A 15,906-nucleotide genomic window follows, 5' to 3' on the forward strand; every position below is an offset into this window, starting at 1 on the left:
CACTAGAGCCCCAACTTGTCGATCATGTCCTGAGTGACCAGGCAGATGCCTTTTTCCGAGACCCGAAAACGCTTGGCGTCGAGAGCAGGGTCTTCGCCGACCACCAGCCCTTCCGGTATCCTAACACCATGGTCGATGACCACGCGCTTCAACTTTGCGTTCCGGCCGACATGAACGTCGGGCAGCATGACGACTTCTTCCAGCGTCGAAAAGGAATTGATGCGCGCGCCGGTGAAGATCAGGCTTCTCTTCAGCGAAGCACCCGAGACGATGCAGTCGCCCGAGACAAGCGAGGACACGGCCGAACCGCGGCGGCCATCCTCGTCATGCACGAACTTTGCCGGCGGCTTCAATTCGGCATAGGTCCAGATCGGCCAGTCGCGGTCGTAGAGGTCGAGTTCAGGCGTGATGTCGGTCAGGTCGATATTGGCTTCCCAATAGGCGTCGACCGTTCCGACGTCGCGCCAGTAGGCCTCGTTCTCGGCGGTCGAGCGGACGCAGGACTTGGCGAAGCGGTGGGCAATCGCCTTACCGTGCTGGACGATATAAGGGATGATGTCCTTGCCGAAGTCGCGGCTTGAGCCAGGCTCGGCCGCATCGCGGCGCAACTGCTCCATCAGGAATTTGGTCTTGAAGACATAGATGCCCATCGAGGCCAAAGCGAACTCCGGCTTGTCGGGAATGCCGGGCGGATCGGCGGGCTTTTCGACGAAGGCGATGATGTTGTCCTTGCCATCGACATGCATGACGCCGAAGCCGGTGGCTTCCATGCGCGGCACTTCGAGGCAGCCGACGGTGACGTCGGCATTGGCGTCGACGTGCTGGCGAAGCATCAGTTCGTAGTCCATCTTGTAGATGTGGTCGCCAGCCAGGATCACCATGTATTCGGGGCCGTAGGCCTCGATGATGTCGATGTTCTGATAGACGGCGTCGGCCGTCCCCTCGTACCACTGGGTTTCCGACACGCGCTGGCTGGCCGGCAGGATGTCGAAACTCTCGTTTCGCTCGGGCCGCAGGAAGTTCCAGCCGCGCTGCAGGTGGCGGATCAGCGAATGCGCCTTGTACTGGGTGGCGACGCCGAGGCGGCGAATGCCGGAATTGAGCGCGTTGGAGAGCGCGAAATCGATGATGCGTGTCTTGCCGCCGAAATAGACGGCCGGCTTGGCGCGCCGGTCGGTCAGTTCCTTGAGGCGGCTGCCACGGCCGCCGGCCAATACATAGGCCATGGCATCGCGCGCCAGCGGCTGGGTCCGTTTCAAGTCTGCCATTTCTACCCTCCCAAGTTACTCAGTCTCGACATGTTGCTCAGGGTCGACGGGCTCAGTCGGCGACAAGCTCGAGCATGATCGTCGACAGCGGCGGCAAAAGCATCGTTGCAGAGATGCTTCCCCCCTCGCCCCGGGCCTCGACCATGCCGCCATTGCCCTTGCCGGAACCGCCATATTCCGAAGCGTCGGTGTTGATGATTTCACGCCATTTGCCGGCCGTCGGCAACGGCACGCGATAATTATCGCGCGGCACCGGCGTGAAATTGGAGATGACGGCCACCGGGCTGCCGCCGGGTGCGCTGCGCAGCCAGGCAAAAACCGAATTCTGGCTGTCGTCCACGATCAGCCAGGAGAACCCTTCCGGTTCGCAGTCGCGGCCATGCAGCGCCGGACGCGAACGGTAGAGATAGTTGAGATCGCGGACCGTCTGCCAGACGCCGCGATGCGTCCGGAACTCGAGCAGGTTCCAGTCGAGCGCGCGCGCCTCGCTCCACTCGCGGCGCTGCGCGAACTCCTGCCCCATGAACAGCAGCTTCTTGCCGGGATAACCCCACATGAAGGCGTAGTAGGCGCGTAGCGTCGCGAATTTCTGCCAGTCGTCGCCGGCCATCTTGCCGAGCAGCGTGCCTTTGCCGTGCACGACCTCGTCATGCGAGAGCGGCAGCATGAAGTTCTCCGAGAAGGCGTAGGTCAGGCCGAAGGTGAGGTCGTTGTGGTGGTGCTTGCGGAAGATCGGCTCCTTGGAGAAATACTCCAGCGTGTCGTGCATGAAGCCCATGTTCCACTTGAAGCCGAAGCCTAGGCCGCCCTCGTGCACCGGCGCCGAGACCTTCGGCCATGAAGTCGATTCCTCGGCGATGGTCATCACGCCGGGATGGTGGCCGTAGACCTCCTTGTTCATCTTCTGCAGAAAGCTGACCGCCTCGAGGTTCTCGCGGCCGCCCTTCTCGTTGGGGATCCATTCGCCGGCCTTGCGCGAATAGTCGAGATAGAGCATCGAGGCGACCGCATCGACGCGCAAACCGTCGACATGGTATTTCTCGGCCCAGAATAGTGCATTGTTGACAAGGAAGGACACCACTTCGCGGCGGCCGAAATTGTAGATCGCGGTGTTCCAGTCGGGATGGAAACCCTTGCGCGGATCGGCATGCTCATAGAGCGCGGTTCCATCGAAATTGGCCAGGCCATGCTCGTCGACCGGGAAATGCGCCGGCACCCAGTCGAGGATGACACCGACGCCGGCGCGGTGGGCGCCATCGACGAAACGGGCAAAGCCGTCCGGGTCGCCGAAGCGGGCCGACGGCGCGTAGAGGCCGGTCGTCTGGTAGCCCCAGGACGGGTCATAGGGGTGTTCGGAGATCGGCATGAATTCGATATGGGTGAAACCGGTCTCGACCACATAGGGGATCAGCCGGTCGGCCAGTTCGTCCCATGACAGGAACGTACCGTCGTCGCGAAGCTGCCAGGAGCCGGCATGGACCTCGTAGATCGAGATGGCTTCGCGCCGGTGATCGGCATTGCGCCAGAAATTGCGGTGCGCCTCGTCACCCCACTCATGCGCCGGTGGCATGGCAACGACCGAAGCGGTGGCCGGACGCAGTTCGGATTTGAAGGCGAACGGGTCGGCCTTCAGCGGGAGTCTCACGCCATCAGGACCGATGATCTCGTATTTGTAAGGTCGTCCGGCACCGATATCGGGCACGAACAGTTCCCAGATGCCGGTATCGCGGCGATCGCGCATCGTGTGCCGGCGGCCGTCCCATTCGTTGAAGTCGCCGACCACCGATACGCGTCGGGCATTGGGAGCCCAGACGGCGAAATGCACGCCGGAAGCGCCTTCGTGGTCAATGACATGGGCGCCGAGCTTGTCGAACAGCCTGAGATGCGAGCCTTGGGCGATGTAATAGTCGTCCATCGGGCCTAGCACCGGACCGAACGAATAGGGATCGGTCAGCCACCAGTCGCTGGCGGCGTTGCGCGCGTGATAGCGCAGGGGCTGGCGCTTCTTGATCGAGAGCTTGCCTTCGAAAAAGCCGCCATCGTCGCGCCTGGACAGTTCACCCGCGATGATGCCGGTCAGCGTGTAGGCGGTGACGAATTCAGCATGTGGGACAAAGCAGCGAGCAAACAGGGTCTTGCCGACCTCATGGACGCCAAGAACCGCGAAGGGGTCGCCATGCGTGCCGGCAACAATCGCCGCAACATCGCTGGCTGGCGCCAGTCCGTCCGGCCCGCTTGTCGCAGCGGTCGCGCGCGGCTTCTTCATCAGGCAGCGTCCCTCCCCGGGCACCGAGTGTTTGTTTCTAGTGGTGTGATCCGACTTTCAAATTCACACCACCGGGACCACATTGTTCGCGGCCTCATGCAATCACATCAGACAGGCACGTTCCAGATTTCTTTCGCATATTGCCGGATCGTGCGATCGGAGGAGAACCAGCCGACACGCGCAACGTTGCGGATTGCCCTGGCGTACCAGTCGGGACTGTTATGCCAGACCGCATCGACCTCGCGCTGGGCGGCGGCATAGGCATCGAAATCGGCGGCGACCATGAACCAGTCGCTGTTGTAAAGACCGTTGATGAGGTCGCGATAACGCTCCGGATCGTCCGGCGAGAAGACACCCGACGAAACGGCGGCAACTGCTTGCGCCAGTTCAGACGATCCTTCGATGACGGCGCGCGGGTTGTAGCCATTGTTGCGCCGCTCGGCGACCTCGGCTGTGGTCAGGCCGAAGATAAAGATGTTGTCGTCGCCGACGCATTCCTTGATCTCGACATTGGCGCCGTCGAGCGTACCGATGGTCAGCGCACCGTTCAGCGCGAACTTCATGTTGCCGGTGCCCGACGCTTCCATGCCGGCGGTCGAGATCTGCTCGGAAAGGTCGGCAGCCGGCATCATGATCTCGGCAAGGCTGACATTGTAGTTCGGCAGGAACACCACCTTCAGCAAACCGCGCACGGCCGGATCGCGATTGATGACCTTGGCGACGTCGTTGGCGAGTTTGATGATCAGCTTGGCATTGTGATAGCTGGGCGCCGCCTTGCCGCCGAAGAATTTCACGCGGGGCATCCAGTCGCGTTCCGGATGCGAACGGATCTGGTCGTAAAGCGCGATCGCCTCGAGGATGTTCAGGAGCTGGCGCTTGTATTCGTGGATGCGCTTGATCTGGATATCGAACAGCGCCGAGGGATCGACCTTGATGCCGAGCCGGTCGGCGACGAGGTTGGCCAGCCGCGCCTTGTTGGCGCGCTTGACGGCGGCGAACTTGTCGCGGAAGGCGGCATCGTCGGCGAAGCCATCGAGATCCTTGATGGCGTCGATGTCATCGAGAAAGCGGTCGCCGATCGCCTCACGGGCGAGCGACGTCAGCCCGGGGTTGCACTGGATCAGCCAGCGCCGCGGGGTAATGCCGTTGGTCTTGTTGTTGATGCGATCAGGATAGAGCTTGTGCAGGTCGGCGAACACCGTCTCCTTCATAAGGTCGGTGTGCAGGGCCGAAACGCCGTTGATCGAGTGCGAACCGACAAAGGCCAGATTGCCCATGCGCACACGGCGGTCGCCATTTTCCTGGATCAGCGAGATGCGGCTGATCTGCTCGTCCGAGAACTGGTTGGACGCGCGCGCCTCAAGCAGCACTTCGGCATTGATGGCATAGACGATTTGCATGTGGCGCGGCAAAAGCCGCTCGAACAGCGGCACCGCCCAGCTTTCCAGCGCCTCGGGCAGCAACGTGTGATTGGTGTAGCCGAAGGTGCGCTTGGTGATATCCCAGGCCTGATCGAAATCCATGCCGTGGACATCCATCAACAGGCGCATAAGCTCAGGCACGGCGATGGCCGGATGGGTGTCGTTGAGGTGGATCGCAGCCTTGTCGGGCAGCGACTTCAGGTCGCCATACTGGCTGAGATGGCGCTGAACGATGTCCTGCAGCGAGGCGGTGGAGAAAAAGTACTCTTGCCTGAGCCGCAGTTCCTGCCCGGCCTTGTGGGAATCCGCGGGGTAGAGCACGCGCGACAAGGCATCGGCCTTGTTGCTTTCGGCAAGCGCGCCGATGTGGTCGCCGGCATTGAACTTGTCCAGCAGGATCGGATCGACCGGCATGCCCGACCAGAGCCGCAGCGTGTTGACGCGATTGGCCCGCCAGCCGACGACCGGCGTGTCATAGGCAACGGCCAAAACATGCTCGGTCGGCTTCCAGACATGGCGCTCGAGCCGGCCGTCCTTGGAGGTGATCGATTCCACCGAACCACCGAACCCGACCTCAAACGAGCGTTCGCGGCGCTCGAACTCCCATGGGTTGCCGTGATCGAGCCAGGTTTCGGGCAATTCGACCTGCCAGCCGTCGTGAATCTCCTGGCGGAACATGCCGTTGGCATAACGAATGCCGTAGCCATGCGCGGGGATGTCGACGGTCGCCATGCTTTCCATGAAGCAGGCGGCAAGCCGGCCCAGGCCGCCATTGCCGAGTGCCGCATCAGGCTCGAGTGCGGCGATGAGATCGAGATCGACGCCCAGCGACGACAGCGCCGCGCGCATATCGTCCATCAGGCCGAGATTGGAGAAGGCGTCGCGCATCAGACGGCCAATAAGGAACTCCAGCGACAGATAATAGACGCGCTTTTCCTTCTGGTCGTAGGCCTCCTTCGTCGCCTGCATCCAGTGATCGACGATGCGGTCGCGCACGACCTTGATCGAGGCGGTCAGCCAGTCGTACTGGGTCGCGACGGTGGTGTCCTTGCCGACCCGGTATTTGAGGGCCATCAGGACTTCCCTTGCGAGCGTCTCTGGATCAGGATTTTCGAGCAGTGGCGGGAGGGGTTCGGATGTCATCGCGCTCGTCATGCTGCCTCTCGTGCGGTTGCCATGATCATACCGGCTTTCATCGTTCCTCCCAGCCCATGCTAGCCGATACCGCTATATGTTCAATCGATTTAGATCAGCCCATGCTTGCTTTACCCTGCGGCAATTTGACAATTTCAAGCGCGGCGCGCTCAGACGATCTGCGCGTCGCGCTTCAAATTCTTGTTCCGTGCCTGTCGTTGTCCCAAACCGTTACGCACTTTTGGCCGACATGCATCAAGCCGCGAGCGCTGCCTCGGGTGGAACCTTTGCACCAGTCATGAAAGCCACGGCATCGGACATCGTATATTGCTTGGGATCGATGACGCAGAGGCGACGACCCAGCCGGTGGATGTGAATGCGGTCGGCCACTTCGAAGACATGCGGCATGTTGTGCGAGATGAGCACGATCGGCAGGCCGCGCTTCTTGACGTCTAGGATCAGTTCGAGCACGCGGCGGCTTTCCTTGACGCCTAGGGCTGCCGTCGGTTCATCCATGATCACCACACGACTGCCGAATGCGGCGGCGCGCGCCACCGCCACGCCCTGGCGCTGGCCGCCTGAGAGCGTTTCCACCGCCTGGCTGATGTTCTGGATGGTCATCAGGCCAAGTTCGGTGAGCTTGTCGCGGGCGCGCTTTTCCATCGCCGGACGGTCGAGCATACGCAGCCAGTCGCCCAGAAAACCCGGTTTGCGGATCTCGCGGCCGAGGAACATGTTGTCGGCGATCGACAGCGCGGGCGACAGCGCCAGATTCTGATAAACGGTCTCGATGCCGGCTTCGCGGGCCTCCATCGGTGATTTGAAGGCGACGGGTTTGCCTTCGAGCCGGATCTCGCCCTCATCGGGCACGGCCGCGCCGGAAATCGCCTTGATGAGCGACGACTTGCCGGCGCCATTGTCGCCTATGACGGCGAGGATTTCGCCCGGGTAGAGGTCGAAGTCGGCATTGTCGAGGGCGGTGACGCGGCCATAGCGCTTGATGAGACCGCGTGCGGTAAGGATGGGTTCCTGGGTCATGGCTATGCCGAAACCTTTCTGATCCATTGGTCGACTGCCACGGCGCCGATGATCAGCACACCGGTGAGCAGCACTTTCCATTGCGGATCGGCGCCGAGCATGTTGAGGCCCATGGAGACGACACCGACGATCATCGCGCCGAACAGCGTGCCCAGGATCGAGCCGCGTCCGCCGAACAGGGAAATACCGCCGATCACCGTCGCGGTGATTGCCTGCAGATTGTAGTCGGTGACGGCGGCGGATGGCGAGATCGAGCCGTTGCGGCCGATGGAGACCCAGGCCGCGAAAGCGGCGATCAGTCCGGCAAGGGTGTAGACCGTCATCAGCACCTTCTTGGTCTGGATGCCCGACAGCTTCGCCGCCTCCTGATCGTCGCCAACGGCGTAGACATGGCGACCCCATGCCGTGTGATTGAGCACGTACCACAGGACTAAAACGAGCACGACCGTGGCAATGACGCCGAGCGTCAGCACCGCCGTGCCAACCTTGAAGCTCAACGCGAAGAGATGCAGCAGTGGCGCCTGGGTGTCGACGTCGGTGTCGCGGATCGTCTCATTGGCCGAATAGATGAAGTTCGTGGCCATGACGATGTTCCAAGTGCCAAGCGTCACGATGAAGGGCGGCAGCTTCATATAGGCGACCAGTACCCCGTTGAGCAGCCCGCAGGCCGCGCCGGCGGCAAGCCCGATCGCTATGGCGAGCACGCTCGGCATGCCGTAGCTGACCGCGCAATTGCCCATGATCACCGCTGAAATCACCATGATCACGCCAATCGACAGGTCGATGCCGGCCGTCAGGATGACCAGCGTCTGCGCAGCACCCAGAATGCCGATGATGGCTATCTGCTGCAGGATCAGCGTCAGCGTGTAGGACGAAAAGAAGCGCCCCCCGATGGTGATGCCGAAGACGATGATGGCCAGAACCAGCACGATCAATGGCACGGCGGCCGGAGTTGAATGCAGGAAATGCTGAATGCGCTTGACGGCAGATTTGTGCTCGTCAAAAGCGGCTACGCTGGTGTCGCTGCTCGAGAGAACTTTCTCGAATTCCTGAGCTTGAGCCATGTTTTCTCCCCGTAGGGCTTCAGCCAAACGCCGACGCCATCCACGCTTTTCCGGTCTGCTGCCGGGATTGTTCGCGGTCACGCGACCATCGTCCACCCGAAGCGGCCGGGGATCAAGCCCCGACCGCTCAGGTTCGGTTGTTACCGGTCAGACCGGCATCAGCCCCAGCACTTGGCGAGGCCTTCCTTGGTGTCGATGGACTTCACGCCGGTGGCCGGCTTGTCGGTCACCAGGTTGACGCCGGTGTCGAAGAAATTCTTGCCTTCGGTCGGCTTCGGCTTGGTTCCGTCCTTGGCGAAAGCAGCGATCGCCTCGATGCCGAGCGCCGCCATCTGCAGCGGATATTGCTGCGACGTGGCGCCGATGACACCTTCGGCCACCGACTTCACGCCGGGGCAGCCGCCATCGACGGAAACGATCAGCACCTGGCTTTCGAGGCCGACAGCTTTGAGCGCCTGGTAGGCGCCGACAGCAGCGGGCTCGTTGATGGTGTGGATGACGTTGATGGTGTTGTCCTTCTGCAGAAGGTTCTCCATCGCCTTGCGGCCACCCTCTTCATTGCCGTTGGTGACGTCGTGGCCGACGATGCGCGCATCGTCCTCATCGCCGATCTTGTTGGGGTCTTTCACGTCGATGCCGTAGCCCATCATGAAGCCCTGATCGCGCAGCACGTCGACGGTCGGCTGCGAGGGGGTCAGGTCGAGGAAGCCGATCTTGGCATCTTTGGCCTTGTCGCCGAGCGTGGCGGCGGCCCAGGCGCCGATCAGCTTGCCGGCTTCGAGATTGTCCGTTGCAAAGGTCGCGTCGGCGGCGTCGATCGGATCGAGCGGCGTGTCGAGCGCGATCACCAGCAGGCCGGCATCACGCGCCTTCTTCACGGTTGGCACGATGCCCTTGGTGTCGGATGCGGTAATCAGGATGCCCTTGGCGCCGTCGGCGATGCAGCTTTCGATCGCCGCGACCTGGCTCTCGCTGTCGCCGTCGATCTTGCCGGCGTAGGTCTTCAAGTCGACGCCGAGCTCCTTGGCCTTAGCCGTGGCGCCTTCCTTCATCTTGACGAAGAAAGGATTGGTGTCGGTCTTGGTGATCAGGCAGGCGCCGACACCGGCCGCGGATGCGGACGACGCAAACGCCATCAGGCCCAGAGCCGCGGCGGCAAACACGGTCGATTTCAACAGTTTTGTATTGGTCACGATTTTCCTCCCAGTGGAACCATTCCGGATGCCGGCCAACCGGCACCTGCAGCGCATCCAACGAAATTCTCCCAGCGTGGACGCTGCCTCAACAGACACCAGGCCGGGGCCTCTGTCAATAATTAAATCACTCTTATTTATTATTGACAGCCTTGCTTCGTTCACCCATTCTGGCCCAAAAGCATTGCGGGGAAACGACGGGAGGAACAGGGTGGAAACCGCCATAGCGAGGCACGGTTCGCCCGAGGCGAATGACAGCCTCATTCACCGCGGCACCAACCAGAGCGGCATGCGCGACCACAACGAGCGGTTGGTGCTCTCGCTGGTGCGCCAGCATGGCAGCCTGGCGAAATCCGACATCGCCCGCATGACCGGACTTTCGGCGCAGACGGTTTCGGTCATCATGCGCGAGCTGGAGGAAGAGAGCCTCCTGCTGCGCCAGGCACCGTTGCGCGGCAAGATCGGCCAACCCTCCATCCCGATGGCGCTCAATCCCGAAGGCGCTTTCTTCATCGGCCTGAAGATCGGGCGGCGCAGCGCCGAACTCGTGCTGATCGACTTTCTCGGCAATGTGCGCTCGATGCTGCAGCATTCATACCGCTACCCTGCGCCACGCGAGACGGTGGACTTCGTCAGCAACGGCATGCGGCAGATGCGCGGCGAACTGACGCCTGCCCAGGACAAGCGCATCGCCGGGCTCGGCATCGCCATGCCATTCGAGTTGTGGAACTGGGCCGATACCGCCGGCGCCCCGCGCGACGTCATGGACGAATGGCGTCATCGCGACATCAGGGGCGACATTCAGGCGCAATGCGATTTTCCGGTCTACCTGCAGAACGACGCCACTTCAGCCTGCGGCGCCGAACTCGTCTTCGGCCAGACGAGTGCTGCGCGTGACTTCGTCTATTTCTACATCGGCGCCTTTGCCGGCGGCGGCATCGTGCTGAATGGCCGGCTTTTTGGCGGCCCGACCGGCAATGCCGGAGCACTCGGCTCCATGCCCGTGCCAGGGCCGGACGGCAAGCCGACCCAACTGATCGACGTGGCGTCCATCGCCATGCTCGAAAAGGCGCTCAATGCGCGCGGTCTCGAGGCCTCGCATCTCTGGACATCGCCGGAAGACTGGGGCGAGATCGGCGCCGAACTCGACGACTGGATCGTCAGTGCTTCGCGAGCGCTCGCCTACGCGATCGTCGCCGCATCCTCGGTCATCGATTTCGAAGCGGCGGTGATCGACGGATGGATGCCGAAGGCGGTGCGCCGCCGGCTGGTCGACGCCATCATCGCGGCCATCGCCACCATCGACGGTGAAGGCTTGAAGCTGCCCGCGGTACGCGAGGGGACCGTCGGCATTCATGCCCGGGCGCTTGGTGGCGCCAGCCTGCCACTTTCCGAACGCTTCCTGATCGGCTCGACGACGATTTCCAGGAGCGCCTGATGCTGATCGGAATCCCGGTGCTGCTCGGTCCGGAGCTTCTGGCGATTTTGCGCGGCATGGGCCATGGCGACGAAATCGCCCTTGTCGACGGAAATTATCCGGCGGAACAACAGGCAACCAGGCTGGTGCGGGCCGATGGTCACCACCTCATCCCGGTGCTCGATGCGATATTGAGCGTCTTGCCGGTGGACGACGCCGTGCCGGAGGCGCTGTTTCGCGCCTCGGTCAAGGGCGACCCTTCGCTTGCCGATCCCGTCCATCATGAGATCGAGGCGATCTGTGCCAACCGCGCGCCGGGCCGCAAGGTGGTTGCACTGGCCGGCGCCGACTTCTATGCACGGGTCAAATCGGCGCATGCCATCGTCGCGACAAGCGAGCCGCGGCTCTACGCCAACATCATCATCCGCAAGGGCGTGATCTATCCGCCGGAGACCAGGAAGCCATGATTCTCTGCTGCGGCGAAGCCCTGATCGACATGCTGCCGCGCACGACAACAGCGGGCGAGCCGGCCTTTGCGCCTTATGTCGGCGGCGCCGTGTTCAACACGGCGATCGCGCTTGGCCGGCTCGGCGCGCCGGCAGGCTTTTTTTCCGGACTGTCGTCGGATCTGTTCGGCGGTCAGTTCAGGGATGCGCTTGGCGCGAGCAAGGTCAGCTCCACCTATGCACACACCTCGCCACGGCCGACCACACTAGCCTTCGTCAAGCTCACCAATGGCCAGGCGACCTACACATTCTATGACGAGAACACCGCCGGACGCATGCTGACCATCGACGACCTGCCGCAACTCGGCAACGAGATCGAGGCCATGCTGTTCGGCGCCATCAGCCTGATCTCGGAGCCCGCCGGCAGTGCCTATGAAGAGTTCATGCGGCGCGAGCACGCAAGCCGCGTCATGATGCTCGATCCCAACATCCGGCCGAACTTCATCCCGGACAAGGCCAAGCACCTCAGGCGCATCCGCGCCATGATGGCGATGGCCGACATCGTGAAACTGTCGGACGAAGATTTGAAGTGGTTCGGCGAAGCCGGCTCACATGAGGATGTCATCCGCAACTGGCTCGATCGCGGCCCGAAGCTGATTGTCGTTACCCATGGCAGCGAAGGCGCCGTCGGCTACAGCAAGGAGCACGCCGTGACGGTGATGCCGGAAAAGGTGGAGGTAGACGATACGGTCGGGGCCGGCGATACGTTCAACGCCGGCATCCTCGCTTCCTTGCATGAGCAGGGCCTGCTGACAAAGGCGGCGATTTCCGACCTGTCGAAAGAAGCCATCCACAAGGCGCTGGCGCTTGGCGCCAAGGCAGCAGCGGTCACGGTGTCACGGGCCGGCGCCAATCCGCCGTGGCGGCATGAAATTGCCTGAGTACCGCTCAACATAAGTTGAGCCAGTCGATCACTTTATGTTTCGCAGGACCGATCGCAGGGACTATAAGGGCAGGATCGCGGTCAACGAAGGCCGGATTTCCGGCATGTTGTGAAGATGCATCGGAAAATACTGGTAACAGACTGCGACACCTAGGCAATTCGCGGCTCTACCTGTCCGGCTTTCTCGACAGGCGCAACTCTGGTACCAGCGGGCCGTTATCTGGCTAAACCGCCTGTTTAAACCGTTTTGAGGCCGACATGCAGTTCATCGATCTTGGCGCGCAGCGCGAACGAATCCGCGACCGGCTGAAGGCCGCGATCGACCGTGTCGTCGACGAGGGCCGCTATATCCTCGGCCCGCAAGTAACCGAATTCGAGAACAAGCTCGCCGCCTATATCGGCACCAAGCATGTCGTGGCCTGCGCCAACGGCACCGATGCGCTGCTGTTGCCGCTGTTTGCGGCCGGTGTCGGCCCGGGTGACGCGGTGTTCGTGCCGAGCTTCACTTTTGCCGCCACCGCCGAAGTGGTGGCACTGGCCAAGGCCGAGCCGGTTTTCGTCGATGTCGACCCGCATAGCTACAACATCGACATTGCCAGCCTCGAAGCGGCCATCGCCATGATCAAGAAGGAAGGCCGGCTGAAGCCGAAGGCAATCATCCCGGTCGATCTGTTCGGCCTTGCCGCCGACTACGAGGCGATCATGGCGATAGCCAACCGCGAAGGGCTGATGGTGATCGAGGATGCCGCCCAGTCGATGGGCGGTTCGCTCGACGGTAAGATGTGCGGTTCCTTCGGCGCGGTCGGCTCGACCAGCTTCTATCCGGCAAAGCCGCTTGGCTGCTACGGCGACGGCGGCGCGATGTTCACCAATGACGACGCGCTGGCCGAGCAGCTCAGGTCTTTCGCCTTCCACGGCAAGGGCGAAACGCAATACGACAATGTCCGCGTCGGCATCAATTCGCGGCTCGACACGCTGCAGGCGGCGATCCTGATCGAGAAGCTGGCCATCTTCGAAGACGAGATGGTTGTCCGCCAGGTGGTGGCAAAGCGTTACGCCGACGGGCTCGGCGACATCGTCACCGCCGCCCGCAATCTGGACGGCAGCCGTTCGGCCTGGGCACAGTACGCCATCGAGACGCCCAAGCGCGACGGGCTGAAAGCGCATCTCGGCGAAAAGGGCATTCCGTCTGTTATCTACTATGTGAAGCCGCTGCATGCCCAGGTCGCTTATCGCGACTACCCGCGCACGCCGACCGGCCTTGCCGTGTCGGAAGACCTGCCGAAGCGGATCCTCTGCCTGCCGATGCACCCTTATCTGAACGAAGCCGACCAGGACCGCATCATCGAAACGATCCGCAACTACATCGGCTCGAATTCAGCGCAGGCCGCAGCCGAGTAAGCTGCCGGGCCTTCTCAAGCGGGGCTGGCCCCTGCCCCGCTGGCAATAAAATGCGGATTGGCAAAATCCTCGTCGTCGCTTTGCCTGCGCTTGCCGTAGAGCAAAGGTTGGCCGTCCAGTGTGCGTGTCATGCCGCCGGCCGCGCGCAGCACGGCGTCGCCCGCCGCCGTGTCCCATTCCATGGTGCGCCCGAAGCGCGGATAGACATCCGCTTCGGCGCTGGCGACAAGACAGAATTTCAAGGACGAGCCAACCGAGACGATTTCGGCGGCACCGAGGTCGCGAATATAGGCCTCGGTTTCCGGCGTGTTGTGCGAACGACTGGCAACGACGGCCAGCGGCGCCATGGCTGTTCTCACCGAAATCGGCCGGCGCCCGACGATCTGGTAGTCGCCATCGATTTCGAGAGATTCCGCCCTGCCCGGCAGGCCGGAAAAGAAGCGGCCCGTGCAGGGCGCAAAGACGACGCCGACTTCCGGCACTCTGTGACGAACAAGCGCGATGTTGACCGTAAAGTCGGTGCGGCGGTTGACGAATTCCTTGGTGCCGTCGAGCGGATCTATCAGAAAGAAAGCACCGTCCAGGTCGGGCGGCACGATGCCGGCGGATGCCTCCTCCTCGGCGACGCAGGGAATGTCGGGAAATGCGGCGCGCAGTCCGGCGAGAATGATCTTCTCGCTCTCGCGGTCCGCCTCGGTCACCGGTGAGGCGTCGGATTTTCGGTCGACCGCGCAGCCGGCGTGGAACACACGCATCACCTCGCGCCCGGCCGCCAGCGCCAGCCGCTCGAAGATTTCGAGCATCGGCCTGTCGTCAGATGCCGCCGCCGTTGTCGTATTGGTCTTCGGCAATGTCGCGCTCGTTCAGCCAGTGTTCCAGGGCGTCTACCATCTCCTCGGCCGATTTGCCGAGTGTCTTGAGATGGATTTCCGGGTTTTCCGGCACTTCGTAAGGGGAATCGACGCCGGTGAAATTCTTGATCTCGCCATTCAGTGCGCGCGCATAGAGGCCCTTGGGATCCCGCCTGGCGCATTCCTCGAAGGGCGTATCGACAAACACCTCGATGAACTCGCCGTCGGCCATCAATTCGCGTGCCATGCGCCGCTCGGCGCTGAACGGCGAAATGAACGACACAATGACGACCAACCCGGCATCGGCCATCAGCCGCGCCACTTCGGCGACGCGGCGGATGTTCTCGACGCGATCGGCGTCGGTGAAACCAAGATCGCGGTTGAGACCGTGACGGACGTTGTCGCCGTCCAGGATATAGGTGTGGCGGCCGGTGGCGAACAGCTTCTTTTCGAACAGGTTGGCGATGGTCGACTTGCCGGAGCCCGACAGCCCGGTGAACCAGAACACGGCGGGCCGCTGGTTCTTCATGTCGGCGCGCACGCGTTTGCCGACATCGAGCGACTGCCAATGGATGTTTTCGGCGCGGCGCAGCGTGTGCAGGATCATGCCGGCGCCGACCGTGGCGTTGGAGATGCGGTCGATCAGGATGAAGGCGCCGGTGGTGCGGTTCTCGGCGAAGGGATCGAAGGCGATCGGCGTCCGCGTCGAGATGTTGCAGATGCCGACTTCGTTCATTTCGAGCGACTTGGCCGCCTCATGGGCAAAGTCGTTGACGTTGATCCGGTATTTCAGGTCGGTGACGGTGGCGCTGGCCTGGTCGGTCTCGGTGCGCAGGATGTAGGAGCGGCCGGGCAACAGCGCATGCTCGTCGAACCAGACGATGTTGGCGGCGAACTGGTCGGCGACCTGCGGCCGTGCGGCCGGCGAAACCAGCATGTTGCCGCGTGAGATCTCGACCTCGTCGTCAAGGACCAGCGTGATGGCCTGGCCGGCAGCCGCCTGGGCAAGGTCGCCGCCATACGAGACAATCCGCTTGACGCGCGAGGATTTGCCCGACTTGGCGACGACGACCTCGTCGCCGGACGCAACCGAGCCGGAGGCGATCGTGCCGGCAAAACCGCGAAAGTCGAGATTGGGGCGATTGACATACTGGACCGGAAACCGGAACGGCAATTCAGCCACCGCCTCATCGACCGACACGGTTTCGAGATGCTCGATCAGCGTCGGGCCGGAATACCATTCCATGCTTTCGGAGCGGCGGCTGACATTGTCACCGTAACGGGCCGACATCGGGATCGGCACCATGGTCTGAAAGCCGAGATCGCGCGAGAATTGCCGGTAGTCTTCAACGATCCGCGCGAAGACCGCTTGGTCGAATCCGACGAGATCGATCTTGTTGACGGCCAGCACGATGTGGCGGATGCCGAGCAGCGAGGCGATGATCGAGTGGCGCCTCGTCTGGC

General features: G+C 62.4%; 12 protein-coding genes. 4 read left to right on the forward strand and 8 right to left on the reverse strand.

Annotation, left to right across the window (positions count from 1 at the left end):
• Positions 1-2: 2 nt before the first annotated feature.
• The 6 genes from glgC to NKJ06_RS08740 form a co-directional block, all read right to left on the reverse strand.
• Positions 3-1,268, reverse strand: a complete 1,266-nt coding sequence (gene glgC, locus NKJ06_RS08715) for a glucose-1-phosphate adenylyltransferase (protein ID WP_352626707.1) — start codon at positions 1,266-1,268, stop codon at positions 3-5.
• 52 nt (positions 1,269-1,320) lie between these two features.
• The gene (gene glgB, locus NKJ06_RS08720) at positions 1,321-3,534 is read right to left on the reverse strand and encodes a 1,4-alpha-glucan branching protein GlgB (protein ID WP_352626705.1); all 2,214 of its coding nucleotides are present in this window, start codon (positions 3,532-3,534) and stop codon (positions 1,321-1,323) included.
• A 107-nt stretch (positions 3,535-3,641) separates the two neighbouring features.
• On the reverse strand, positions 3,642-6,110 hold the full coding sequence (locus NKJ06_RS08725; protein WP_352626703.1) for a glycogen/starch/alpha-glucan phosphorylase: 2,469 nt from the start codon (positions 6,108-6,110) through the stop codon (positions 3,642-3,644).
• Between the two features lie 234 nt (positions 6,111-6,344).
• Positions 6,345-7,127 carry an ATP-binding cassette domain-containing protein gene (locus tag NKJ06_RS08730; protein ID WP_023760533.1) on the reverse strand — a complete coding sequence of 261 codons (783 nt, stop codon included), beginning with the start codon at positions 7,125-7,127 and terminating at the stop codon, positions 6,345-6,347.
• Between the two features lie 2 nt (positions 7,128-7,129).
• Positions 7,130-8,191 carry an ABC transporter permease gene (locus NKJ06_RS08735; protein ID WP_352626701.1) on the reverse strand — a complete coding sequence of 354 codons (1,062 nt, stop codon included), beginning with the start codon at positions 8,189-8,191 and terminating at the stop codon, positions 7,130-7,132.
• 158 nt (positions 8,192-8,349) lie between these two features.
• Positions 8,350-9,327, reverse strand: coding sequence for a sugar ABC transporter substrate-binding protein (locus NKJ06_RS08740; RefSeq protein ID WP_502898064.1), 978 nt, complete (start codon positions 9,325-9,327; stop codon positions 8,350-8,352).
• A 268-nt stretch (positions 9,328-9,595) separates the two neighbouring features.
• Between NKJ06_RS08740 and NKJ06_RS08745 the strand changes: the two genes are divergently transcribed.
• The 4 genes from NKJ06_RS08745 to NKJ06_RS08760 all read left to right on the forward strand — a co-directional run bounded on the left by NKJ06_RS08745 (position 9,596) and on the right by NKJ06_RS08760 (position 13,591).
• Positions 9,596-10,822 (forward strand): ROK family transcriptional regulator, encoded by a 1,227-nt coding sequence (locus NKJ06_RS08745; RefSeq protein ID WP_352626700.1) that lies wholly within the window; start codon positions 9,596-9,598, stop codon positions 10,820-10,822.
• Positions 10,822-11,268: an RbsD/FucU family protein gene (locus NKJ06_RS08750; protein ID WP_352626698.1), complete on the forward strand. Its 447-nt coding sequence runs from the start codon at positions 10,822-10,824 to the stop codon at positions 11,266-11,268. Before NKJ06_RS08745 ends, NKJ06_RS08750 begins: the two co-directional genes overlap by 1 nt.
• A complete protein-coding gene (locus tag NKJ06_RS08755) occupies positions 11,265-12,188 on the forward strand; it encodes a carbohydrate kinase family protein (protein WP_352626696.1) in 924 nt (307 codons plus the stop codon). The genes NKJ06_RS08750 and NKJ06_RS08755 overlap by 4 nt, the downstream gene beginning before the upstream one ends.
• A 260-nt stretch (positions 12,189-12,448) precedes the next feature.
• Positions 12,449-13,591: a DegT/DnrJ/EryC1/StrS family aminotransferase gene (locus NKJ06_RS08760; protein WP_352626694.1), complete on the forward strand. Its 1,143-nt coding sequence runs from the start codon at positions 12,449-12,451 to the stop codon at positions 13,589-13,591.
• A 14-nt stretch (positions 13,592-13,605) separates the two neighbouring features.
• Here NKJ06_RS08760 and cysQ read toward each other — a convergent pair whose 3' ends face one another.
• Together cysQ and cysC are read right to left on the reverse strand one after the other, a co-directional pair.
• The gene (gene cysQ / locus NKJ06_RS08765) at positions 13,606-14,394 is read right to left on the reverse strand and encodes a 3'(2'),5'-bisphosphate nucleotidase CysQ (RefSeq protein WP_352627302.1); all 789 of its coding nucleotides are present in this window, start codon (positions 14,392-14,394) and stop codon (positions 13,606-13,608) included.
• Positions 14,395-14,404: 10 nt separating this feature from the next.
• On the reverse strand, positions 14,405-15,906 hold a 1,502-nt coding region (gene cysC / locus NKJ06_RS08770; RefSeq protein ID WP_352809641.1), incomplete at its 5' end, for an adenylyl-sulfate kinase.

Origin of the sequence: Mesorhizobium sp. M0293 (assembly GCF_040321735.1) — a bacterium.
Lineage (GTDB): Bacteria > Pseudomonadota > Alphaproteobacteria > Rhizobiales > Rhizobiaceae > Mesorhizobium.

Coding starts and splice junctions, on each gene's coding strand:
- glgC (WP_352626707.1), bottom strand. CDS start 1,268: ATGGCAGACTTGAAACGGACCCAGCCGCTGGCGCGCGATGCCATGGCC.
- glgB (WP_352626705.1), bottom strand. CDS start 3,534: ATGAAGAAGCCGCGCGCGACCGCTGCGACAAGCGGGCCGGACGGACTG.
- NKJ06_RS08725 (WP_352626703.1), bottom strand. CDS start 6,110: ATGACGAGCGCGATGACATCCGAACCCCTCCCGCCACTGCTCGAAAAT.
- NKJ06_RS08730 (WP_023760533.1), bottom strand. CDS start 7,127: ATGACCCAGGAACCCATCCTTACCGCACGCGGTCTCATCAAGCGCTAT.
- NKJ06_RS08735 (WP_352626701.1), bottom strand. CDS start 8,191: ATGGCTCAAGCTCAGGAATTCGAGAAAGTTCTCTCGAGCAGCGACACC.
- NKJ06_RS08740 (WP_502898064.1), bottom strand. CDS start 9,327: ATGGCGTTTGCGTCGTCCGCATCCGCGGCCGGTGTCGGCGCCTGCCTG.
- NKJ06_RS08750 (WP_352626698.1), top strand. CDS start 10,822: ATGCTGATCGGAATCCCGGTGCTGCTCGGTCCGGAGCTTCTGGCGATT.
- NKJ06_RS08755 (WP_352626696.1), top strand. CDS start 11,265: ATGATTCTCTGCTGCGGCGAAGCCCTGATCGACATGCTGCCGCGCACG.
- NKJ06_RS08760 (WP_352626694.1), top strand. CDS start 12,449: ATGCAGTTCATCGATCTTGGCGCGCAGCGCGAACGAATCCGCGACCGG.
- cysQ (WP_352627302.1), bottom strand. CDS start 14,394: ATGCTCGAAATCTTCGAGCGGCTGGCGCTGGCGGCCGGGCGCGAGGTG.